We start from the raw sequence: 22639 nt of genomic DNA on the forward strand, positions 1-22639 counted from the left end.
CCACAGTGCGACATGCAATTGCCAATGTGCGCCGGAACGTGGATAAAGCCACCGGAACAATGGCAACATGGCGGCAATTCAATTGTCGTGAAGGGACTTGCTTCGTGAAAGCTGCGTTGATGCTGCTGTTATGTATGCTGGGCCCTGCTGCCCATGCCGTGGAGAGCCTGGCCTTCCGGCCTGTGGCTGGCACGGTGATAGCGATGGGCGGCGCTGTGCGCAACGATAATGAGGCGGTACGCCAGCGGCTGGTGCAACTGGCTGGCGGTCCTGAGGCGCGCTTTGTGGTGATCCCGACTGCTTCGTCGAATCCTCACAAGTCCGGCATGGAGGCGGTGGAGCAATTGCAGCGCCGGGGTGCGAAGGCGGAATTGCTCAAGATTGCACCACAGTGGCCAGGCGAGTCGCTGGAATCCGCGCGCCGGGCTGCCGCCGATCCCGCGAACGTGGCCCGGATTGGCGCCGCCACAGCCGTGTTCTTTACCGGCGGCTGGCAGGAGCGCACGGCCGATGTGCTCAATCCAGGCGGGTTCGCATCGCCCGTCCTGCAAGCTGTGCGGGAGTTGCAGGCACGCGGTGGCGTCATTGCCGGCAGCAGTGCCGGCGCCGCGATCATGAGCAGCACCATGTTCCGCGATGCGCTCAATTCCGTGCAGGTGATGAAGGGTGTCATGCGCGAAGGCAAGGAGATCGACCGCGGGCTTGGTTTTGTGGGCGAGCAGCTGTTCATCGACCAGCATTTCCTCAAGCGCGGCAGGGTGGGGCGCATGCTGGCGCTGATGCTGGCCAAAGGCTACAAGGTGGGGCTCGGGGTGGACGAGAATACCGCCGCCATTATCCATGGGAGCGAAATCGAGATTGTCGGCGCCAGCGGCGCGCTCCTGGTCGACTTGCGGCAGGCGACACGCGAGGCTGGGCCCGTAAACGTACGCAATGTACGGATTTCCTACCTTGATAACGGCGACCGTTACGACCTGGTCAAACTGAAGGGGCAGGTGCTGGCCGCCAAACAGGCCAGGGGCGAGATCAAGTTCCGCCAGCCCGGTTTTGTGCCCGAGCTGGAATTCATGCGTCCAGCCTACACCGATATCCTCGCCGAAAATGCCATCCTGCGGGCGCTGACGCAACTGGTCGATGGCCCGCGCGACTATGTCCGTGGCATCGCCTTCGACCTCGAAAACTTCCCGGACGCCCCGGTGGCCGATCCCGCCCCCGAACTGGGCTTCGAGTTCATGCTGCGGCGGGACGAACAAACGCGGGGCTGGGACAACGAGGGACTGGACGACAATGACTACTCCATCTTTGATGCGCGGCTCGATGTGCGGCCGGTGCGTCTGAAAACCCCGTTCTATCAGGCGTGGTGAGCATGGAGCAGATCAGCATTGCATTACCTTCTCCCGCCGCCGGCACCACCCGCAGTCTGAACCACCTCCGCTTTGGCCAGCCGGGCCAGGGCCCCAAGGCCTACATCCAGGCCTCGCTGCACGCCGACGAACTGCCCGGCATGCTGGTGGCCCACCATTTGCGTTCGCTGCTGGCCGAGCTGGAGCAGCAGGGCAAGATGCTGGGCGAAGTGATACTGGTGCCGGCGGCAAATCCGGTCGGCCTGGCGCAAACGCTGCTGGGCACCAGCCAGGGCCGGTTCGATCTGCGCACAGGGCAGAACTTCAACCGCATGTTCCATGACCTGTCGGGCGATGTGTGGCAGCGCGTTCAGCATCAACTGGGGCAGGACGCCCAGGCGAACCAGCAGCTGATCCGCACCGCCATCCGCGCCAGCCTCGCGGACAGGCAGCGTGACCAGGCGGCCAGCGATGAGTTGTCGGCCCAGCGTCTGGCGCTCATGCGCCTGGCCGCCGATGCGGATGTGGTGTTGGACCTGCATTGCGACTGTGAATCGCTGCTGCACATGTACACCGGCACCCCGATCTGGGATCGGGTAGCGCCCCTGGCCGGTCTGCTGGGCGCCAAGGTCGCCTTGCTTGAAACGGAATCAGGCGATGATCCATTTGACGAAGCCTGCTCCCGCATCTGGTGGGATATTGCAGCGCTGGCAGAAGGCAGGTTCCCCATCCCGCTAGCCTGCCTGGCCGTCACCATCGAGCTGCGCGGCTTTGTCGACGTCGACCACGCCACGGCAGCCCACGACGCAGCAGCGATCCTGGACTACCTGCGCTTGCAAGGCATAGTGGCCGGCCCGCTGTCGCAGCCGGTACCTGCCGCTTGCGAACCGACCCCGCTCGCTGGCTGCATTCCCGTGGCGGCGCCGTCGGCAGGGCTAGTGGTCTATCTGCGCGAGCTGGGCGAGAATGTGCGTGCGGGCGAGCCCCTGATCGACCTGATTGACCCTGTCAGCGGCAGCGTGCAACAATTGCTGGCGCCAGTAGACGGGTGCTGCTTTGCCCGCGAAAACCGCCGCTATGTTGCGCCGGGTACGCGCCTGAGCAAAGTGGCCGGCAAGCACGCGCTGCGTAGTGGATCGTTGTTATGGGCCTGAGGCACCGATAAAGTATGGGGAATCCGTATTCCGTTTCATTGATCTTGTCGCCCGGCTTCTCGCTGTTCACGCTGGGCGCCATACGCGCAGCGTTCACGGTTGCCAATGAGGTTGAAGGCGACGAGCTGTATCGGCTCCGCCAGTTTGGTCTGGACGGCGACGCTGCCATTTCCCAATGTGGACTGGCGCTGGAGGCGGAATCGCTGGCCAGCCTGAATCCCGAGCATCCCGGCCTGCTGTTGCTGATCGCGGACGACCGCCTGGGCGAAGCCTCCAGCGGCCAACTAGGACGGCAGTTGCAGCGCCTGGGGAAAGACGGTGCCTGGATACTCGGTGCATGCGGCGCCGGTGCGGAAGTGCTCGCGCAACATGGGCTGCTCGATGGCTACCGCGCCGCGATCGACTGGCAATTGCGGGCGGAGGCGGTGCAGCGCCATCCCGCCACGACCTTCACCCAGGGGCTGTACGAACTTGACCGCAACCGCATCACTGCCGGCGCCGGCGCAGCGGTTATCGATATGCTGCTGCATTGGCTGGGCAAGCGTCACGGCAGCATATTCGCGGCTGAAGTGGCCGTCGCGCTGGGACACGAACGACTGCGTGGCGGCGATGAGCGCCAGCCCATGCCCGCTTCAGCGCAACCAGCAGTGGGATCGGTGCGGCTCAAGGACGCGCTGGAACTGATGGCCGCCAACCTGGCCGAGCCTTTACCGGCCGAAGACATCGCGCAACTGGTTGGCGTATCGCGCCGCCAGCTCGAACGGCTGTTCCGCCAACACCTGGATACTTTCCCATCGCGCTACTACCTTGATTTGCGGCTCAAGCACGCCCGCCGCCAGCTGAAGCAGACCACCCACTCGATCCAGCAGGTGGGGCTGGCCTGCGGATTCACTTCGGGTTCGCATTTTTCCACCACCTACCGCAATTACTTTGGTTGCACTCCGCGGGAAGAACGTGCCCGGCAAACCATGCCATTAGTCGAGTCCTATAACGGCGAAGAGGAAATGGAATGAACCACCTGGACTACTTGTTGCGTCCGGCAACCCTGGATGATCTCGACGTCATCGAAAAATTTTCCAGGGCCGCGACATTCAGCATCCGCACCCTGAAACCCGATCGTGCCCGGCTGGCGGCGCGCATCGAACGTTCGCTCAATGCTTTTGCCGGTAGCGAGCCGGCGAACGGCGATGAGATCTACCACTTCGTGCTGGAGGATTTGCAGGCCGGGCGGGTGGTGGGCACCAGCGGCATCGTTGCCAGTGCCGCCGCGAATGGCCGCTTCTACTGCTACCACAACGAGTTTCTCGTGCATGGCAGCGAGGAGCTGGGGATCACCAATCGGGAGCACACCTTGCGCCTGTGCGAGGAGCTATCCGACCATACTTTGCTTAGTTCGTTCTACATAGAGCCCGAGTACAGCGAAACGCTGGCGCCGCAACTGCTATCGCGCGGGCGGCTGCTATTCATCCGGAATTACCCGCACCTGTTTGCAGAGCGCATCGGCGCCGAGAATCCCGGTCTGTGCGACGACGAGGGCAATAGCCCGGTGTGGGACGCTCTGGGCCATCGCTTCTTCAAGATGCCGTTCCCGGAGGCCGAGCAGCGCACCGGTGGGCGCTCCAAGAGTTATATCGCCGAGCTGATGCCGCGTATGCCGATCTACGTGTCGCTGCTGTCCAAGGATGCCCAGTGGGCCATGGGGCAGCTGCATCCCGATGCCGAACTGCCGTTCGGCATACTGGTAGCGGAAGGATTCGATGTAGATTCTTACGTGGATATTTTCGACGGCGGCCCAATTGCCGAAGCGCGTATCGCCATGCTGCGTTCCGTTGTGTCCGCGCACAATGTGGAGCTGCGCGGCGATGCAGGTTCGGAGGGCGACGCCTGGCTGGTCGCCAACATGGAGCGCTCAGGCTTCCGCGCCACGCTGGCGCATGGCGAATCTCTGGAAGACACTTTGCTATTGAGGCGCGCGGCAATCCAGCGGCTCGGTCTGAGCGAAGGCGCACAAGCCTGCGCAGTGCGGGTGTGATCGGGGCCAGGTCTGTGGCACTGACCTGTGCGATTCGCAGTGTGATCCCGGTGAAATCGGCATAGGCCGTTGCCGATTCTTCCGACCCGATGCACAGTGAGATTTTTCGTGCTCGGGGGAATACGGATGCTCAGCCTGGAAGCGATCAATATCAGCGCTATCTTGACCATGTTCGACGCTTTGAACGATATCGCCTTTTTCGTCAAGGACAGGGAAGGGCGTTATTTCGGGATCAACCGCACAATGGTGCGCCGTTGCGGTGCGCGGGACAAGGATGAGGTGATTGGGAGGACGGCGCTGGATCTGTTCCCCGCTGCCCTGGCCGAAACCTATATCGCGCAGGACCGCAAGGTGATCGATAGCGGCACATCCATCGACAAGCACCTTGAATTGCACATCTATCCCGGCCGCAGCCGGGGCTGGTGCATCACCAGGAAAATGCCCTTGCAGGACAAGGATGGCAGGATCATCGGCCTGATCGGCACTTCACGCGATCTCGGTTTGCCGGACGACGTGAACCCAGCGTACCGCCAAATCGCCCACATCGCCGAATACATCCGGGAAAACTATCACCAGCACGTCTGTCTTAAAGATCTGGCCGAACGGTCGGGCTTATCCTTATCCCAAGTGGAGCGCCTGTTCCAGAAGGTGTTCCATCACTCGCCACGTGAGATGCTGGTGCAGTGCCGGCTTTCTGCCGCCAAGGCCATCATCGAGAAGACGCCGGAAGCCAGGATCGCCGATATCGCCTACGAGTGCGGCTATACGGACCACAGCGCATTCAGCCGGCAGTTCAAGTCGGTTGTCGGCATGAGCCCAACTGAATACGGCCGCCAGGCTGCGCGGCCGTTACCTGGCTTACTTTAAGCGGTCCCACAGGAAGCTGTAGACCATGCCGTAAAGGCGGGCCTGCTGTTCGCCGTTCACCGCACCGCCATGGCCGCCATCCATATTTTCCCAGTACAGGACCTGGTGGCCCTGCTCCTTCATCCGGGCGACCATCTTACGCGCGTGGGCTGGGTGCACGCGATCGTCCCTGGTGGAACTGGTGAAGAACACCGGTGGGTAGGAGCGGTTCTTGTCTAGCAGGTGGTAGGGCGAGTAGCGCGAGATGTATTCCCATTCGTCGGGACGATCCGGATCGCCATACTCGTCGATCCACGAGGCGCCCGCCAGCATGCGGTGGTAGCGCTTCATATCCCCCAGTGGAACCTGGCTTACGACCGCATTGAACAGCTCCGGGCGCTGCAGCGCGGCGACGGAGACCAGCATGCCGCCAAGGCTGCCGCCCATGATGCCGAGATGCTGCGGGGAGGTGAGCTTGCGGGCGATCAGGTCTTCGGCGACCGAGATGAAGTCGTCGTATGAGACCTGGCGCTTTTCTTTCAGCGCCGCTTCGTGCCAGCGCGGCCCGAACTCGCCACCGCCGCGAATGTTGGACAGCACGTAGACGCCGCCTTTCTCCAGCCATGCGCGGCCGACGGCGGCGTTGTACGAAGGCTTCATGGAGATCTCAAATCCGCCATAGCCGTACAGCAGGGTCGGATTGTTGCCGTCGTATTTGATGTCCTTGCGCATGACGACGAAATACGGAATCTTCATGCCGTCCTTGGCGTTGGCGAAATGCTGCTCCACTTTGAGGCCAGCGGTGTCGAAGAACGCGGGTTGAGACTTCAGTTGCTGCCGTTTGTCGTTGCCGACCTCGCCCAGGTGCAGAGAGGTCGGGGTGAGGAAGTCGTTCAACACCAGGAAGTACTTGTCCGAGTCCAGGTAGTCGAGCGATGAGATCGACACGCTGGCGTATGCCGGCGTCGAAACGGTCCTGCGCTCCCATTTACCTTTCTGCATGCGTAACTCATGCACCTGGCTGCGCACGTTGACCATCTCGTTCAGCAGGACTGCGCTCCTGGTGGTGGTGACCGATTGCAGCGAGCGTGTGGCGTCGGGCTCGTACAGGACGCTGAAATTGCGTTTGCCCGCCATGAAGCTGGAATAATCGATCGACAAGAGCGAGCCCTGGGCGTACTGGCTGCCACCGACCTTCCAGTCGCCACGCAGGCGGATCAGGAGCTGGTCCTTGAAGGTGAAGGCAGTTGCGCTGTTTGGCTTATCCAGCTTGACGAGCTTCCCGCCATGGCGGACATACAGCTCGTTTGTGAAGAACGAGGTATAGCGCAGGATGAACTCGCGGTTGAAACCCGGGTAGTGGTCGGAATACCCGGATGCGCTGATATCGGCCGGCTCGCCTTCGAATACCAGCTTCGCGGATTGCAATGGCGTACCGCGCTTCCATTCCTTGACGATGCGCGGATATCCCGAGCTGGTGAGCGAGCCGGGACCGAAGTCGGTGGCTACCAGCAGGCGGTCGCGGGTCACCCAATTGACATCGCTCTTCGCTTCGGGAAGGTAGAACCCATCGGCGACGAAATCCAGGCTCCGGGTGTCGAACTCGCGCACGACATGCGCATCGCCGCCACCGCGGGTAAGCGAGAACAGGCATCGTTCAGCCTTCGGCTTGAGGCATTCCATGCCGTGCCATACCCAGTTTTCCTTCTCATCGCGCGCCAGGCGGTCGACGTCCAGCACGACTTCCCATTGCGGCGCGGAGGTCTTGTAGCTTTCCAGTGTGGTGCGCCGCAGGATGCCGCGCGGGTGCTCGGCGTCCTTCCAGAAGTTATAGACGTGCTTACCTTGTTTTTCGACGAACGGGATCCGCTCGCGCGAGTCGACGACTTCGCGGATGGCGGCGGTGGTTTGCTGGATGCCGGGCAGCGCGTCAAGCCGGCTGGTCGTGAGGCTGTTCCACTGCCGGACCCAGTCCAGGGCCCGGTCGGAGTTGACTTCCTCGAGCCAGAGATAAGGGTCGGCTTGCGCACTTGTGCAGAGCAGTAGAGCAGCCGCCGCCGCCAGGCCCAGCTTCCTGAATTGATCCATTAAATTTGCTCCTTAAAATATCGGAGCAAGGATACTTTCGGGGGCGGGCGCGGTCTTGTGCATTTTCCGGCATGATTTGGCCGAAATTGGCACACAGCTGTGCATTATTGCGGGGTTGCGGATCCCTGGAGTGTGCGCAGTGTGGCCTGCGCTTCTTCGCGCCATTGCCCGCCGAGGTCAACGGCTTTCTGTGCTGCGGCGCGGGCTTCGTCCAACTGCCCCATTTCGCCCAGCACCACGGCAAGGTTATTGAAGGCGGCACCGTTGTTTGGATGCGCAGCGGCAGCGCTGCGGAATGCTTCGGCTGCCGCAGCCCGGTCGCCAGAAGCGTAGGCCGAGTTGCCGAGACCCAGTTGCAGTGGCAAGGCATTCGGCCAGCGTTGAATGGCGGCGCGGTAGGCCAATTGCGTGGATTTTGGCGGGGCGGATTTTTCGTAGGCGATGAGGGAGGCCTGCAGTTCCGGCAGGGCGGTGCTGGCCGGCAGCTGGCCAGGCGTGAGTGCCACCATGCCCCAGTAGCCACTCCGCGCCCAGGTGTTCTCAAAGGTGGAAAGCGGCATCGTCATGCGGCGCGTGGTGCCGGACCGCAAAATGATTTCGCGGCTGTTGATGTCATAACCGATGGCGACCGCGTAATGCCACTTCGGCATAATCGGCAGGCTCAGGTTCTGCAGGACAAGTACTGGATGGCCGGCGTCGAGCTCCGCTAGCAAGCCTTTCAGGCTCGGCTCGATGGTGGTGCTCAGGGCGCCATGGCGGCGGCCGGCCGCCAGCAACTCGATCTGCAGGCTGCCTTCACGGCCGGGGAGGTAGACCTCCGGTACCAATGCATCCGGCGAGGCGTCGATCCCCGCCGCGCCAAGAAGCATGGCCAGCGCGGCAGGGCCGCACTGATAGCGTTCCTGGGCGTGGAAGGGCGTGGCGCTGAGTTCATGCTGCTGCGGGCCAGGGCGCGGAGCTGCGAGCAGCGCGCGTGTCTGGGTCGCGCATCCTGACAAAATCAGGAGCGCGACCGCAGTGGCCAGCAGACGCATTTTCATTAACGCACGGAGCGCGTGAACGGATACACCTTGGTCAGGCCAAGGATGTCCGTCACCAGCAGCAGGACGAAGACGAAGATCAGCGCGCCCACCACGCCGTCACCGCCCGCTGGGAGCGTGTCGACTTGCTTGGCCAGGGCGACGGCCTCTTCGTCAGTCAGCGAGGCAACGCGCGCCTGTGCCATCTCAAGGTCGATGCCATTGCGCTGTAGCGCAGCCTGCACATCTGCGCGCTGCAATTCGCTGGCCAGGCGCGCACGGGTTTGCGCGCCCACTTCGGCAGCGGCCACTTGGGCGGTGCCGATCATGCCTGCGTGAGCGGTCGTTTGGAAGCCAGTTACTACAAATGCCGAAAGCAGGAAATGGACGAAGAGTTTTTTCATTTTATTTCTCCTAAGTTAAACAGGCGAAAGTTTATCTAAGGAGAAATTTCCATGGCGCACGATTGGCCTAGTTTGGCGTCGCTGAAAGGCGCAGGCGGGTCCGGCGGTCCAGTGCCAATTCCTTGATGTCGGCGCCGAATGCTTCTTCCATCAGGCGGGCTTTGAGTCCGCTGGTTTCGGCCTCGCGTAAGGCGCGCTCGATAATGGGCCGATAGTGGGCGGCGGATGCGGCGAGGTAGAAGCGGAAGTCGCCACGGTACTCGAGCAACAGGTGTTGTTCGACCATCAATTCGGGATGCTGGCGTGCCTCGGGCATGACTTCGATAACACCGCGTGGCAGATAATCGATATTGCGGTTTCCCGCAGCAACCATGCCGTAAATCGTGGTCCAAGGTGCTGCGTGCTCGTACAGCGGCAAATTCGTCGCACGCCAAACCTTCACATCTCCCCAGCCGGCCCCAAAACCAGCGACCAGGCCTGTGCGCCGCAAATCATCCACGGACTGGATGCGAGCGAAAGCATCCGCGTCGGCCCGGCGGATCAACAGAACCCGCTGTCCGATCAAACCATCTGTCAGGGCGTGACGTATCGGGACGATCTGCTTATTGCCATCCTTTTCCCTGGTTTGCATCCCGTAGAACAGATTGATCTCGCCGGTATTAATCAGGCGCCACATGCGGCGGGCCGGAATATCTTTCGCGTAGTGGATGCGATAGGGCTGGTGAATCAGCTTCAAGGATTTTTCCAGCAGGCGGATGTAGTAGGTGGAATGCCCGCCGGAGCCCACCGCGACGCGCAGTTCGAGCGGCGCGGCAAATGCGATGGTCGAAAACAGGCCAAGCAGCAGGCTGGCGAGGAAAACACGGAACCTGGGCATCAGATTGGATCGTCAGAAGTATCCTCATCATTATGCTCCCGATGGGCGGAAAGCGTGATACGCTATCCTTGCTTTTGAGGAAATGTTTTTCACGCTGGCCGCCGCTACCCGCAGCACGCCAGCCGGGATTGTTTAGCCACGTGCGTCACCATCGCACATGAAGGAATCCAAAAAATGAGCAAGGGCGAACCGCTTCGCCTGCACGTTCCCGAACCGACGGGGCGTCCAGGCTGTGCAACCGATTTTTCCTATTTGCGCCTGTCGCCGGCAGGCGCGGTGCGGCGTCCCGAGGTGGACGTGGCGCCGATGGAGACGCGTGATCTCGCGTATTCCCTGGTCAGCGTGATCGATGCCGAAGGCAATGCCGTCGGTCCCTGGGTGCCCCAGATCGATATCGAAGTCGTGCGCAAGGGCCTGCGCGCCATGATGAAGACGCGCATCTTCGATAGCCGCATGCTGATGGCGCAGCGCCAGAAGAAAATGTCGTTCTATATGCAGAGCCTCGGCGAAGAGGCGATCGGCACCGCCCAAGCGCTGGCGCTGAATGTGGACGATATGTGTTTCCCCACCTACCGCCAGCAAAGCATATTGGTCGTGCGCGACTATCCGATGGTCGATATGATCTGCCAGCTGATGTCGAACGAGCGCGATCCGCTTAAGGGCCGTCAGCTGCCGGTCATGTATTCGGTCAAGAAGGCGGGCTTTTTCTCCATCTCCGGCAACCTGGCGACGCAATATATCCAGGCGGTGGGCTGGGGCATGGCTTCGGCGATCAAGGGCGATACCAAGATCGCTTCGGCATGGATCGGCGACGGCGCGACGGCGGAGGCGGATTTCGACACGGCCCTCACTTTTGCCCATGTGTACCGCGCGCCCGTCATCCTGAATGTGGTCAATAACCAGTGGGCGATTTCGACTTTCCAGGCCATCGCCGGTGGCGAGGACACCACGTTTGCCGCGCGTGGTGTCGGCTGCGGTATCGCTTCGCTGCGTGTCGATGGCAATGACTTCCTGGCGGTGTATGCGGCGTCGCGCTGGGCGGCCGAGCGGGCGCGCCGCAACCTGGGGCCGTGCCTGATCGAATGGGTGACTTACCGCGCCGGGCCGCACTCCACCTCTGACGATCCCTCCAAATACCGCCCTGGCGACGACTGGTCGCATTTCCCGCTGGGCGATCCGATCGCGCGCCTGAAGCAGTACCTGATCAAGGCCGGCGCCTGGTCCGAAGCCGAGCACGAGGAAACGCAGAAGCGCCTGGAGGCGGAAGTGCTGGCCGCGCAGAAAGAGGCCGAGCAGTATGGCACCATGGCCAGCGGCCATACCTTCAGTCCCGCAGAAATGTTTGATGGCATCTACAAGGACATGCCGGAACACTTGCGCGTGCAACGTCAGCAACTGGGGATTTGAGATGGCGGAAAACATCGTGAAAACATCCATGACCATGATCCAGGCGCTGCGTTCGGCGATGGATGTGATGATGGAGAAGGATGAAAATGTAGTGGTCTTCGGGCAGGACGTGGGTTACTTCGGCGGCGTGTTCCGCTGTACCGAGGGCCTGCAAAAGAAATATGGCAAATCGCGGGTGTTCGATACGCCGATTTCCGAAGGCGGCATTGTTGGCGTGGCGATCGGGATGGGGGCGTATGGCCTGCGGCCGTGCATCGAGATCCAGTTTGCGGACTATATCTATCCGGCGTATGACCAGATCGTGTCGGAGGCGGCGCGCTTGCGTTTCCGTTCGGCGGGCGACTTCACTGCGCCCATTACGATCCGCACTCCTTGCGGCGGCGGCATTTATGGCGGCCAGACCCACAGCCAGAGTCCGGAGGCGGTGTTCGCCCACGTGTGCGGCTTGCGCACGGTGATGCCGTCCAATCCTTACGATGCCAAGGGGCTGCTGATTTCCTGCATCGAGAATGACGATCCGGTGATCTTCCTGGAGCCAAAGCGCTTGTACAACGGCCCGTTCGACGGCCACCATGACAAGCCGGTGGTGCCGTGGTCGCAGAATCCGATGGGAGAAGTGCCGGAGGGCTATTACACCGTTCCGCTGGATAAGGCGGCGATTTTCCGGCCAGGCAAGCAGCTCACCGTGCTCGCTTACGGTACCATGGTGTGGGTTTGCGAGGCAGCCGCGCGGGAGTCGGGCATCGATGCGGAGATCATTGACTTGCGCAGCCTGTGGCCGCTGGATCTGGAGACCATCGTGGAGTCGGTCAAGAAGACCGGCCGCTGTGTGGTGGTGCATGAGGCCACCCGTACCTGCGGGTTCGGTGCGGAACTGGTTTCGCTGGTGCAGGAACATTGCTTCTACCATCTGGAGGCGCCGATTGAGCGTGTGACGGGGTGGGATACGCCTTACCCGCATGCGCAGGAGTGGGCGTACTTCCCGGGACCGGCGAGGGTCGGTGCGGCGTTCAAACGTGCGGTGGAGGCATAACGATGGGTATTCACGTCATCAAGATGCCTGACATTGGCGAGGGCATCGCGGAAGTTGAACTGGTCATGTGGCATGTGAAGGTGGGCGATGCCGTTTCAGAGGATATGATCCTGGCGGATGTCATGACCGATAAGGCCACCATTGAGATTCCCTCTCCAGTCCACGGTACCGTGGCCATGCTTGGCGGCGAGGCGGGCCAGGTAATGGCTGTCGGGGCGGACCTGATTCATATCGAAGTGGAGGGCGAGGGGAACCTGAAGGCTGGCGCGGCGCTGGCCAGCTCGCCGAAGGCTGCGCCGCACACCGGCGGCGGAGCCTCAGCCACCAGCTCCGCAGCCCCTGGAGCTGCACCCTCGGCACCCGCTGCGTCCGCGCCTGCAGCCGGCGTCGCAGCCGCGCACGGCTCGCTGCCTGCGCATGGCGGGCACGGTGGCCATGCGGGGAACGGTGGCCACGGGGCGCATGCCACCCCGGCACCGGTTGCCGCCCGCGTGGCGCGCGCCCCCGGCGAGCGTCCGCTTGCCTCGCCGGCAGTGCGCAAGCGCGCCTGGGACATGGGCGTCGAGCTACAGTACGTGCATGGCAGCGGCCCTGCCGGCCGCATCCTGCATGAAGACCTGGATGCCTACGTCGCACGCAGCGTGCAAGGTGGCACGTCTGCCGCCCCGGCGGGCTACCGCGAGAGCCACACCGAGCAAACCATCCCCCTGATCGGACTGCGCCGCAAAATCGCGCAGAAAATGCAGGAATCCAAGCGCCGCATCCCGCACTTCTCCTACGTCGAAGAGATCGACGTGACGGAGCTTGAAATCCTGCGTACCCGCCTGAACGAGCAATGGGGCAAGGAACGCGGCAAGCTGACGGTGCTACCGTTGCTGGCGCGGGCCCTGGTCATTGCACTGCGCCAGTTTCCACAGATGAACGCCCGCTTCGACGACGATGCCGGCTTCGTCACGCAATATGGCGCAGTCCATCTGGGCGTGGCAACCCAGACCGACAGCGGCCTAATGGTGTCCGTGGTGCGCCACGCCGAAGCGCGCGACATGTGGTCGTGCGCCGCCGAGATTGGCCGACTGGCCGATGCCGCGCGTACCGGCAAGGCGACGCGCGACGAGCTATCCGGTTCGACCATCACCATCTCCAGCCTGGGCGCCTTGGGCGGCATCGTCACGACGCCGGTGATCAACCACCCGGAGGTGGCCATCATCGGCGTGAACAAAATCGTGGAGCGGCCCGTGGTGCGCCAGGGCGGCCTGGTGGTGCGCAAGATTATGAACCTCTCGTCCTCCTTCGACCACCGCGTGGTGGACGGCATGCACGCCGCCCAGTTCGTGCAGGCCATCCGCACCCTGTTGGAATGCCCAGCGATGCTCTTTGTGGAGTAAGCGTTGACGTCCTCTCCGCCCTAAAGGACGGGGATTCCTGCTTCCAGCGTCGCACGTCCGCGACGGAGAATGTTTATCGCAGCATTGAGATCACGATCATGTACCACACCACAAGCGCTGCAAGTCCATTCTCTTATTCCAAGACCTGCGATACCTCTCGGCCTCGTTTCGGGCAACGCGCCACAATTCGAGCAGGTCTGGGTGGTAAAGCGTTCGTCCACTTCCACATACCGCGCGCCATGCCTAATGGCCTTGTACGCCAGCATTCTCCGAAAGGACGACCAGCCTGCATCATGCACAGACTTCGCCAGGCTGGTTTTGGCGAGTCCTGCGGCATTGACGTTGCCGACAGCGATATGGTCAAAAGCACGTACAATTTTCAGCGATTCCTTGTGCAGGAAATCCCGACGGCGAGACGCCGTGTAAACATGGATGGCCTTCACCCGTCGTCGTTTATGAGCACGCTGCGCCACCGCCAGCGCCGCTTCGCCTTTTCGGTAAAAACCCGGGGCCTCAATCCGGTTGGTATCAGACAGCACGGCAAGCTCTTTCAATCCAAGGTCGATGCCAACGCCACGTTCGAGCGGGCGCACAGGAGGCTCAGCCACCTCGATCACAATGTTGAGGAACCAATTGCCCCTGCTGTCCTGGGAAAAGCATGTCCCATCTTTGATCTTGCCTTCCGGCAGAGGGCGCGAGGAAAACACACGAAAGGTATGGCCCGCAAAGCGGAACGCCTCGCCCTCGCGGTGCAGGTCGCGTCCTTTGAGTGGCACCCACCCCAATGTCTTACGTCCCCGATAGCGCAGGTAAGGGCGACGATGTTGGCTGCGCGACTTGGCGAACTGTTCGCAGACCGCATTGATGGTGCCGGAGTGCAACTCAAGTTCCTTGCTGCTACCCGTAGTCAACACGTTCAAGTCGAAGCCCGTCAACCATGGGCGATCAAAACGCAAGGCATCCTTCTGCCGATCGTTGCAATAGTTCCAGACAAAATTCACCTTGCGGGCCAACTGGTTAAGCAGCCCGTTCAACGACTTAACACGGTAGCGGTACACGATAAGCATACTGTAATTTTATACAGCATTTGTAATCTGGAGCGCACGACTGCTTCGCAGTCGGCTCCTTTCCTCCCCGTCGTAAGCGACGGGGTTTCGCGGAGCAAAATCTGATGAACCAACACACCACTACGCTGCTGGTGATCGGCGGCGGTCCTGGCGGCTATATCGCGGCGATCCGCGCCGGCCAGCTTGGCATCCCGACTACACTGGTCGAAGCCGGAGAGCTGGGCGGCACCTGCCTCAACGTCGGCTGCATCCCGTCGAAAGCATTGATCCACGCGGCGGAAGAATTTGAAAAGGCCAGCCATTTCGCCAGCGGCTCCGCGCTCGGCATCTCGGTGCAGGCGCCGCGCATCGACATCGGCCAGACCGTGCTGTGGAAGGACGGTATCGTCGGCCGACTGACCAGCGGCGTGGCGGCATTGCTGAAGAAAAGTGGGGTGCGCGTCGTCAAGGGCTGGGCCAATATTGTCGACGGCAAGACCGTCGAAGTGCTGCGCGACGGCGAAAGTCCCCAGCGTATCGGTTGCCAGCACCTGCTGCTGGCCACCGGCTCGCACGCCACCGAGCTGCCCTTCATGCCATTTGGCGGCCGCGTGATCAGCGCAACGGAAGCGCTCTCGCCCAAGACTGTGCCGGGCAAGCTGGTCGTGGTGGGAGCAGGCTATATCGGCCTCGAACTGGGCATCACCTATGCCAAACTCGGGGCGCAGGTGCATGTGGTGGAAGCGCAGGAGCGTATCCTGCCCGCCTACGATGCGGATCTGGTGCGTCCGGTTGCGATGGCGCTCAAAGGCCTCGGTGTGGAAACCCACCTTGGCAGCTCGGTGCTCGGCCTGAGCGAGGAGGGCACTGCGGTGCGCGTCCGTGACGCAGCCGGCGAAGAATCGTCATTGGCGGCGGACCAGGTGCTGGTCGCAGTCGGACGGCGCCCAAACACCCGTGGCTTCGGGCTGGAAAAGCTGCGTATCGATATGGACGGCCACTTCATCAAGGTCGATGACCAGTGCCGTACCTCGATGCGCGATGTGTGGGCCATCGGCGACGTGACCGGCGAACCGATGCTGGCGCACCGCGCCATGGCGCAAGGCGAGATGGTCGCCGAGATCATCAGCGGCAAACGGCGCCACTTCGCTCCGGCAGCCATTGCGGCCGTGTGCTTCACTGATCCGGAAGTGGTGGTGGTTGGCGCCTCGCCGCAACAGGCGCGCGCACAGGGAGTCGACTGCATCGACGCCATCTTCCCGTTCTCCGCCAACGGGCGCGCCATGTCGCTCGAATCGAAGGACGGCTTTGTGCGCGTGGTCGCGCGCAGGGATAACCACCTGATCCTCGGCTGGCAGGCCGTCGGCAAGGCGGTATCCGAGTTGTCCGCCGCGTTTGCCCAGTCCATCGAGATGGGGGCGACGCTGGAAGATGTGGCCGGCACGATCCACGCACATCCCACCCTGGGTGAAGCGATCCAGGAGGCAGCGCTGCGCGCCTTGGGCCATGCACTGCATATTTAAGTTTGCGGCGCGCCAAGGGATTAGTGCATTTCTCTTGGCGCTTGCCTTTTCCCATACTGCGACCGCATCAGGACCGAAACCGATCTTTGATATTCCGCTTGGGACGAAGCTAGGTGCGCCTTTGGAAATATGCTCCGAAAATGACGGCGGCGGCCATATTCGCGCACTTTGTTGGGCCAGTGTGCCTGTTGTAGTAGATGACGCGGAAGTGGGAATCGTGAAATTACCAAGCGGGAGCAACATTCCAAAGTGGGCGAAATACGCCACCATCACTGCCCATATGCAAAATGGGAAGGTGCTAAGGAAGTTGTCAGTGCAGACCTTCAGCGCCGTTGGTTGCCTGAACCTGAAAAACGAACTCTCAGCTCACTATGGGTTGCCGGGCCGCCAGGATACCCTTTCACACCCGGTGCCAAACGCATTTTGGCGCACGAAGAAGATGCTGATAAACCTGGACTGCAAGGACGTTTGTAAGGTCGATTTTACTGCGCTGGCCCGCAAGCGGCTGGAGTAGCATTTTTGCAATTCATGACGATGATTTAACCGTCTGTCGCATTTCGCAACCAGAAATGCTACCTCCTTCATAGAATGCACGCTGGCCAATCCGCGCCATTCCATAAGAGAGAATTCATGAGACTTCCACTGACCGCACTCGCCCTGTCGCTGGCCGCCGTTGGCGCCCATGCCGAAGCGCCGTTTTCGTTTGCCGCCACCCCCGGCAAGCTGCCCAAGGACGTGGTACCAATCCAATACACGGCACACCTGGTGCCGGATGTGGCGAAAAATACCTTCAGCGGCTCTGAGTCCGTCGAAATCGAAGTAAGGAAGGCCACTTCGACCATCATGCTCAACGCCCTGAATATGGAGTTCGACGCCGCTTCGCTGAGCGGCAAGGGTCTGGCGGAGATGAAACTGGAGCCGGTGCAAGACAAGGAAGCCCAAACCGTCAGTTTCAGGCTGGCCAAGCCCCTGGCGCCGGGCAAATACACGCTGGCGCTCAAGTTCCGCGGCGTGGTCAATCGCGAACCGCGCGGCCTGTTCTACCTGAAATACAAGAACGGCGCCGATGACAAGTCCCTGCTGGCGACCACCATGGAGCCGACCGATGCGCGCCGCCTGCTGCCTACCTGGGACGAGCCGGCCTTCCGCGCCAAATTCAAGCTGACGGTGGATGTACCGGCCAGCTTCAAGGCGTTCTCGAACACTCCGGCCGAAAAGCAGGAAACCCTGCCGAATGGCCTGCAGCGCGTGTCGTTCGGTGTCACGCCAAAAATGCCAAGCTACCTGTTTGTGCTGGTCGCGGGCGAGATGGCGCGCAACGTCGCCACCCAGGATGGGGTTGAAATCGGCGTTGTCTCAACCATCGGCAAGGAAGGCTCGACCCAGTTCGCGCTGGACGCTTCCAAAGACCTGCTGCGTTACTACAACAACTACTTCGGCGTGCCATACCCGCTGGCCAAGCTGGACCAGATTGCGATCCCTGGCATGAACGGGGCCATGGAAAACTGGGGCGGCATTGTCTACAACGAGGCGACGCTGCTGTACGACGCGAAGAAGAATCCGGACAGCACCAAGCAGACCGTTTTCGCGGTCACCGCGCACGAAGTGGCGCACCAGTGGTTCGGCAACCTGGTCACCATGGCGTGGTGGGACAATCTCTGGCTCAATGAGGGCTTTGCCTCCTGGACGGGCACCAAAGCCACGGCCCACTTCCATCCCGAGTGGAGCGTACAGCTCGAAGCGATGGTCGAGCGCGAGGGCGTGATGAACCTCGACTCGCGCGCCACCACCCACCCGATCCAGACCAAGGTCGAAAACGAAGAACAGGCTAATAGCGTGTTCGATGCGATCACCTACGGCAAGGGCCAGGCCTTCCTGCATATGCTGGAGGCCTATCTGGGCGAGGACGCCTTCCGCAAAGGCATCCGGTCCTACATGGCCAAGCACAAATACTCGAACACGACGACTGCCGACCTGTGGGCGGCGCTGGAGAAGGCATCCGGCAAACCGGTCGCCAAGCTGGCCTCCGACTGGACCACCCAGGCCGGCGTACCGGTGGTGAAGGTGTCCCAGAGCTGCGAGAAGGGCCAACGCAAGATCACCCTGACGCAGCAGCCTTTCGTCCTGGATGGCAGCCCTGTGCCGCAGCGCCTGTGGCATATTCCGGTCGCCATCGGCACCGTGGGCGGCAAGGCCGACTACACCATGCTGTCGGCGGCCAGCACCACCGTGACCCGCGCCGGTTGCGACGGACAGCTGATCATCGACCCGGATGCCGTTGGCTACTATCGCGTGCAGTATGACGATGCCAGCTTCAACGCACTGGCGGCCATGGCCACCAGGCTGCCGGACGCCAGCCGCGTCAAGCTGCTGGGCGATGCCTGGGCCATGGTGGTGAGCGAGCGTATCCCGCTGGCGCGCTACCTGACGTTGGCCAGCCAGTTCAAGGACGAGCCGCGCCTTGCCGTCTGGGGCGCGATGCTGAGCAATCTGGGCAACCTGTACAACCTGGCCCAGGGCACACCGGAGCGGGCAAAGCTCGGCGAGTACATCGCAAAACTGGTGCTGCCAAAGTTCCAGGCGCTGGGCTGGGAGGAGAAACCGGGCGAGTCTGTCGAAAACCGCCAGCTGCGCACTGCGCTGGCCAGCGTGCTGGCCCGAACCGGCGACCAGAAGGTGATTGCCGAAGCCCGTGCGCGTTTCCAGCGCTACCTGGCCGATCCTTCCAGCCTGCCGCCGTCCTCGCTGGGCTTCGTGATGTCGGTGGTGGGCCGCTATGCGGACGAAGCCACCTATGACACGCTCAAAGGGCTGGCCCTGAAGGCCCAATCGGTGGAGGAGCGCAACCGTTTCGCGCGTTCCCTGTCGATGGCGATCGATCCCAAGCTGTCCGAGCGCACGCTGCAAATCGCACTGTCGACCGAGCTGCCGATCCAGCTGACCAGCATGATGCTGCCGAACGTGGCGGCAGCAGAACACGTCGACCAGGCCTGGGCCTTTGCGGTGCAGCACCGTGAGGCGCTGCTGAAGAACCAGGACTCCGTAGCGGGCAACCGGATGTACCCGGCTATCGTCTCCACCTCGGTCGACGCGGCCGATGCCGACAAGATGGAAGCCTACGTGAAGGAGCACTTCTCGGCCGATGCGCTGGTCGATGCCAAGCGGGTAGGCAACGGTATCCGCGTCCGCGCCAAGCAGCGCGCGCTGCTGGTGCCACAAGTCGCACCGGCGCTGGGCGGCATGAACTGAGCCGGACTGGAAGCTGAACGACGGGCGCTTTGGCGCCCGTTTTTTTGTAGTGCTTTCGCGACGAAAACGAAAGATTGCAAACCACTATATTTGTCGATCGAAAGCGCTTGCTATGCAAAAAATCGCAAGAGCTATGCCTTTTTTCGCAAATAGTTGACGCTACATCTTTCCATTCTTACAGTATTTACATTACTAACTTACGACAGCAAGTAAAACGAAAGTTTATTGTTTTCGTATAAATAAGACTGGAGATGAGGCATGAAAATTCGGAAATCCCTCCTGGCGCTAAGCCTGATGTCCGCCATGGGCATCGTCTACGCGCAATCCATTACCGGTGGCCTGTATGGCTCGGTGCCGGGCAGCATGAGCGCCGAGAAGGTGAGCGTCAGCGTCACGAGTGCGCAGACTGGTTTCAAGCGCGAACTGCAGCCCGATGCGCAGGGCCGCTACAAGACGTCGGGCCTGAATCCGGGTCTCTATACCGTGATCTTCAAGCAGGGCGACAAGGTCATCGCCGAACGCCAGGTCAGCGTAAAGCCGAACAGCGACACCGCTGTTGTCGCGGTCGCGGCGGAGAACCAGGGCGCAGCCGATGCGCTGACGACCGTCACCGTGGCCGGCAACTCGGCGCAGACCACGGTCATCCCGATCGACGTTTCGACGCCGGAAATGTCGACCCATTACAGCCGTGAGTTGATCAACACCCTGCCGCTGGTCGGGGCGGCGAATGTCGAATCCATCGCGCGCCTGCGCTCCAATGTGCGCTACGACCAGAATACGACCGGCCTGGTGCAGCTTGGCGGCGCAACGCCGGCGGAGAACCGCTATTACCTGAACGAATTCGATACCACCAACGACCGCACCATGCTGGGCGCCAATCGCCTGCCGCGCGAGGCGATCCAGGATACCGAGGTCCTGGCCGGCAATTTCGGCGCTTCATGGACCAATGCCACGGGCGGCATCATGGCGCAGACGGTGCGCCAGGGCTCGAACAAATTCCAGGCCGGTTACTCGATGTATTACACGCCTGCCATGCCCAGCAGGCTGACGCCGCGCGAGAAGGATATCCGCGACGGCCAGGATGGCTATTACCGCTACGTCTCCAACAACCACAATGAGGCGAGTTCGACGCATTACCTGTGGGCGTCCGGCGCGCTGATCCAGGACAAACTGTTCGGCTTCGTGCTGCTGGGCGACCGCTTGCCGTCGCAGAATTTCAGCTTCAGCCAGAACCGCCACTCGGTCACGGAATCCAGCAGCAAGAACATGCTGGTGAACCTGACCTGGAATATTAACAGCGACCACACCCTGAACCTGATCGGCTCGCGGGCGCGCAGCAAGTCGCACACCGACAATTACCGTTTGCTGGGCGACTACACGACCAATGTCGGCGCCTTTTCGTCCAGTTCCGATTCGCCGGTGAAGGAACGCATGCTGATCGCCAACTACCACGGCAGCATTACGGATAATCTCCAGGTACGGCTGATGGGCGGCTACCTCGGCCAGCTGAATGACCGCGCGCACGGCGCCGAGGACATTCCCTACGTCGACTCGTACAACAGCCAGACGCAGAAGACCACCAATATCGGTATCCAGGACCGCACCACCAACTTCCGTCCCGACGACTACTGGCGCCGCGGCTTCAAAGGCGACGTGACCTGGACCCTGGGCAACCACAAAATTGTCGCTGGCGCCGAGCATTACAAGCATTTCCTCGGCCAGGATTGGCATACGCCGAATGCGGGCTGGTATACCTACTTCGACCGCCCCAACACCGTGCAGCTGTCGAACGGTGAACAGGTCAGCGGCAAGTACGTGGGCTACTATTTCAACCACGAGTTCGGCAATATGGTGTCGATCAACAAGGCGGCTTATATTGAAGACTACTGGAAGGCGATGGACGGCGTGCTGGTCTATGGCGGCCTGCGCTTCGATAAGTACGTCAACAAGGATGCGCTGGAGCGCCCATTGTTCTCCTTCCCGACTACTTCGCCGCGTCTCGGCGTGGCATGGGACGTGAACGGGAATTCGAGCCTGAAGGTTGGCGCCAATGTTGGCCGCTATTCGTTGTCCATGCCGTCCAATTTCAGTTTCGGCGTGGCTGAAGCCCACCTCGAACAGCGCAAATGGTTCCGCTACACCGGCATTGACCCGACCACCAAGGCACCATTGGGCCTGACCCAAATCGGTTCGACCTATACCGTGCCGGGCCACAACGGTATCCCGCCGGAAGCCCACCAGGTCGCCACGACCGACCTGAAGGCCCCGCAGCAGGATACCTTGCAGCTCTATGTGCAGAAAGCCCTGAACCGCAACTGGGTGGGCCAGGTGGACTTCGGCTACGCAAACTTGAAGCGCGTGATCAACACTACCTGCTATGGCCAGGGTATCGCCAAATATGCCAATGCCCATGGTTATCCGGACTACCCGAGCGACTACGAGTGCTTCGTGCTGAACCCGGGCGAGGACGTGACGGTGACGCGCGACTTCCGTGGCGACGGGAAGCTGGAGTCGATCACGATTCCGGCTGCGGAGTTCGGCCTGCCCAAGCCTAAGCACAAGTACATCCACCTGACTTTTGACCTTAGCCACTCGCGCAGCGCCGCCGAACCGTGGTACCTGAACGCGAGCTACACCTTTACGCGTTCGTTCGGCAACGACAATGGTTTCCTCAACCTGGAAAACCGTATCGCGGGCTACATCGGCCAATCATTCGTCTACGACTTCCCCGAGACGACCCTGGGCGCGAATGGCAACCTGACCAACGACGTGCGGCATGCTTTCACCAGTTCGGCGGCGTACTACTTCCAGAACGGCCTGCGCACCAGCGGTGTCCTCAGCATGCATAGTGGCGAGCCATTCAGCTGCTTCGGCCTGAAACCGGATGTGGACAGCATCTCCTACAACTGGGGCTCGTGGGGCCACTATTGCGATGAGAAGACCAACCCGGTCGGCGTCAAGACCGCCGGCACCAGCGGCCGCCTGCCGTTCTTCTGGCAGCTCGACATGGGCATCGGCTATGACATGAACCTTGGCGCGCACAACAAGCTGAGTTTCGACCTGAGCATCCAGAACCTGCTGAACCGCCGTGGTGTCACCGACCGTTATAACACCTATAGTGCAGACGTGAACGCTGATAACACCATTGTGAAGGACGTGAACTGGGGCATCCCGAGCCAGTACCAGACGCCACGCAAGGCATCCTTCGTCCTGCGCTATACCTACCGTTGATT

The 22639-nt window shown here is 61.5% G+C and carries 17 protein-coding genes; 12 read left to right on the forward strand and 5 right to left on the reverse strand.

What is annotated here, in order from left to right:
* Positions 1-104 precede the first annotated feature (104 nt).
* The 5 genes from AAHE99_RS09600 (at position 105) to AAHE99_RS09620 (ending at position 5396) form a co-directional block, all read left to right on the forward strand.
* Positions 105-1364, forward strand: a complete 1260-nt coding sequence (locus tag AAHE99_RS09600) for a cyanophycinase (protein ID WP_342116786.1) — start codon at positions 105-107, stop codon at positions 1362-1364.
* 2 nt (positions 1365-1366) lie between these two features.
* Positions 1367-2497: a succinylglutamate desuccinylase/aspartoacylase family protein gene (locus AAHE99_RS09605; RefSeq protein ID WP_342116788.1), complete on the forward strand. Its 1131-nt coding sequence runs from the start codon at positions 1367-1369 to the stop codon at positions 2495-2497.
* A gap of 14 nt (positions 2498-2511) precedes the next feature.
* Complete coding sequence (locus tag AAHE99_RS09610; protein WP_342116791.1) at positions 2512-3510, forward strand: GlxA family transcriptional regulator; 999 nt, start codon at positions 2512-2514, stop codon at positions 3508-3510.
* Positions 3507-4529, forward strand: coding sequence for an arginine N-succinyltransferase (locus AAHE99_RS09615; RefSeq protein WP_342116793.1), 1023 nt, complete (start codon positions 3507-3509; stop codon positions 4527-4529). The genes AAHE99_RS09610 and AAHE99_RS09615 overlap by 4 nt, the downstream gene beginning before the upstream one ends.
* Before the next feature lie 126 nt (positions 4530-4655).
* Positions 4656-5396 carry an AraC family transcriptional regulator gene (locus AAHE99_RS09620; protein ID WP_342116795.1) on the forward strand — a complete coding sequence of 247 codons (741 nt, stop codon included), beginning with the start codon at positions 4656-4658 and terminating at the stop codon, positions 5394-5396.
* Here AAHE99_RS09620 and AAHE99_RS09625 read toward each other — a convergent pair.
* From AAHE99_RS09625 to AAHE99_RS09640, 4 genes are all read right to left on the reverse strand, one after another.
* Positions 5388-7463 carry a prolyl oligopeptidase family serine peptidase gene (locus AAHE99_RS09625; protein ID WP_342116797.1) on the reverse strand — a complete coding sequence of 692 codons (2076 nt, stop codon included), beginning with the start codon at positions 7461-7463 and terminating at the stop codon, positions 5388-5390. The two genes, AAHE99_RS09620 and AAHE99_RS09625, sit on opposite strands and share 9 nt — an antisense overlap.
* Before the next feature lie 104 nt (positions 7464-7567).
* Positions 7568-8503 carry a PA2778 family cysteine peptidase gene (locus AAHE99_RS09630; protein ID WP_342116799.1) on the reverse strand — a complete coding sequence of 312 codons (936 nt, stop codon included), beginning with the start codon at positions 8501-8503 and terminating at the stop codon, positions 7568-7570.
* Positions 8503-8886: a PA2779 family protein gene (locus AAHE99_RS09635; RefSeq protein ID WP_342116803.1), complete on the reverse strand. Its 384-nt coding sequence runs from the start codon at positions 8884-8886 to the stop codon at positions 8503-8505. The genes AAHE99_RS09630 and AAHE99_RS09635 overlap by 1 nt, the downstream gene beginning before the upstream one ends.
* Before the next feature lie 67 nt (positions 8887-8953).
* Positions 8954-9763, reverse strand: coding sequence for a hypothetical protein (locus AAHE99_RS09640; protein WP_342116804.1), 810 nt, complete (start codon positions 9761-9763; stop codon positions 8954-8956).
* A 174-nt stretch (positions 9764-9937) separates the two neighbouring features.
* Here AAHE99_RS09640 and AAHE99_RS09645 point away from each other — a divergent pair, with 174 nt between their 5' ends.
* Genes AAHE99_RS09645 through AAHE99_RS09655 form a run of 3 tightly spaced genes read left to right on the forward strand, consistent with a single transcriptional unit; the run spans position 9938 to position 13588 of the window.
* On the forward strand, positions 9938-11170 hold the full coding sequence (locus tag AAHE99_RS09645; RefSeq protein WP_342116805.1) for a 3-methyl-2-oxobutanoate dehydrogenase (2-methylpropanoyl-transferring) subunit alpha: 1233 nt from the start codon (positions 9938-9940) through the stop codon (positions 11168-11170).
* A gap of 28 nt (positions 11171-11198) precedes the next feature.
* Entirely contained in the window at positions 11199-12203 is a 1005-nt protein-coding gene (locus AAHE99_RS09650; RefSeq protein WP_342116982.1) for an alpha-ketoacid dehydrogenase subunit beta, read from the forward strand.
* A 2-nt stretch (positions 12204-12205) separates the two neighbouring features.
* Entirely contained in the window at positions 12206-13588 is a 1383-nt protein-coding gene (locus tag AAHE99_RS09655) for a dihydrolipoamide acetyltransferase family protein (protein ID WP_342116807.1), read from the forward strand.
* A 20-nt stretch (positions 13589-13608) separates the two neighbouring features.
* Here the strand turns inward: AAHE99_RS09655 and AAHE99_RS09660 are convergent, their stop codons facing one another.
* Positions 13609-14655 (reverse strand): RNA-guided endonuclease InsQ/TnpB family protein, encoded by a 1047-nt coding sequence (locus tag AAHE99_RS09660; protein WP_342116809.1) that lies wholly within the window; start codon positions 14653-14655, stop codon positions 13609-13611.
* A gap of 104 nt (positions 14656-14759) precedes the next feature.
* Here AAHE99_RS09660 and lpdA point away from each other — a divergent pair, with 104 nt between their 5' ends.
* The 4 genes from lpdA (at position 14760) to AAHE99_RS09680 (ending at position 22637) form a co-directional block, all read left to right on the forward strand.
* The gene (gene lpdA / locus AAHE99_RS09665; protein WP_446728912.1) at positions 14760-16157 is read left to right on the forward strand and encodes a dihydrolipoyl dehydrogenase; all 1398 of its coding nucleotides are present in this window, start codon (positions 14760-14762) and stop codon (positions 16155-16157) included.
* On the forward strand, positions 16141-16671 hold the full coding sequence (locus AAHE99_RS09670) for a hypothetical protein (RefSeq protein WP_342116811.1): 531 nt from the start codon (positions 16141-16143) through the stop codon (positions 16669-16671). The genes lpdA and AAHE99_RS09670 overlap by 17 nt, the downstream gene beginning before the upstream one ends.
* Before the next feature lie 116 nt (positions 16672-16787).
* Positions 16788-19406 (forward strand): M1 family metallopeptidase, encoded by a 2619-nt coding sequence (locus tag AAHE99_RS09675; protein ID WP_342116813.1) that lies wholly within the window; start codon positions 16788-16790, stop codon positions 19404-19406.
* A gap of 258 nt (positions 19407-19664) precedes the next feature.
* Positions 19665-22637, forward strand: a complete 2973-nt coding sequence (locus AAHE99_RS09680) for a TonB-dependent receptor (protein WP_342116814.1) — start codon at positions 19665-19667, stop codon at positions 22635-22637.
* The last annotated feature ends 2 nt before the right edge of the window (positions 22638-22639 follow it).

The organism is Pseudoduganella sp. OTU4001 (assembly GCF_038440195.1).
Lineage (GTDB): Bacteria > Pseudomonadota > Gammaproteobacteria > Burkholderiales > Burkholderiaceae_D > Rugamonas.

What these genes read in the sequence shown, in the direction of transcription:
- AAHE99_RS09605 (WP_342116788.1), top strand. Translation starts at nt 1,367, where the DNA reads ATGGAGCAGATCAGCATTGCATTACCTTCTCCCGCCGCCGGCACCACC.
- AAHE99_RS09610 (WP_342116791.1), top strand. Translation starts at nt 2,512, where the DNA reads ATGGGGAATCCGTATTCCGTTTCATTGATCTTGTCGCCCGGCTTCTCG.
- AAHE99_RS09615 (WP_342116793.1), top strand. Translation starts at nt 3,507, where the DNA reads ATGAACCACCTGGACTACTTGTTGCGTCCGGCAACCCTGGATGATCTC.
- AAHE99_RS09620 (WP_342116795.1), top strand. Translation starts at nt 4,656, where the DNA reads ATGCTCAGCCTGGAAGCGATCAATATCAGCGCTATCTTGACCATGTTC.
- AAHE99_RS09625 (WP_342116797.1), bottom strand. Translation starts at nt 7,463, where the DNA reads ATGGATCAATTCAGGAAGCTGGGCCTGGCGGCGGCGGCTGCTCTACTG.
- AAHE99_RS09630 (WP_342116799.1), bottom strand. Translation starts at nt 8,503, where the DNA reads ATGAAAATGCGTCTGCTGGCCACTGCGGTCGCGCTCCTGATTTTGTCA.
- AAHE99_RS09635 (WP_342116803.1), bottom strand. Translation starts at nt 8,886, where the DNA reads ATGAAAAAACTCTTCGTCCATTTCCTGCTTTCGGCATTTGTAGTAACT.
- AAHE99_RS09640 (WP_342116804.1), bottom strand. Translation starts at nt 9,763, where the DNA reads ATGCCCAGGTTCCGTGTTTTCCTCGCCAGCCTGCTGCTTGGCCTGTTT.
- AAHE99_RS09645 (WP_342116805.1), top strand. Translation starts at nt 9,938, where the DNA reads ATGAGCAAGGGCGAACCGCTTCGCCTGCACGTTCCCGAACCGACGGGG.
- AAHE99_RS09650 (WP_342116982.1), top strand. Translation starts at nt 11,199, where the DNA reads ATGACCATGATCCAGGCGCTGCGTTCGGCGATGGATGTGATGATGGAG.
- AAHE99_RS09655 (WP_342116807.1), top strand. Translation starts at nt 12,206, where the DNA reads ATGGGTATTCACGTCATCAAGATGCCTGACATTGGCGAGGGCATCGCG.
- AAHE99_RS09660 (WP_342116809.1), bottom strand. Translation starts at nt 14,655, where the DNA reads ATGCTTATCGTGTACCGCTACCGTGTTAAGTCGTTGAACGGGCTGCTT.
- lpdA (WP_446728912.1), top strand. Translation starts at nt 14,760, where the DNA reads ATGAACCAACACACCACTACGCTGCTGGTGATCGGCGGCGGTCCTGGC.
- AAHE99_RS09670 (WP_342116811.1), top strand. Translation starts at nt 16,141, where the DNA reads ATGCACTGCATATTTAAGTTTGCGGCGCGCCAAGGGATTAGTGCATTT.
- AAHE99_RS09675 (WP_342116813.1), top strand. Translation starts at nt 16,788, where the DNA reads ATGAGACTTCCACTGACCGCACTCGCCCTGTCGCTGGCCGCCGTTGGC.
- AAHE99_RS09680 (WP_342116814.1), top strand. Translation starts at nt 19,665, where the DNA reads ATGAAAATTCGGAAATCCCTCCTGGCGCTAAGCCTGATGTCCGCCATG.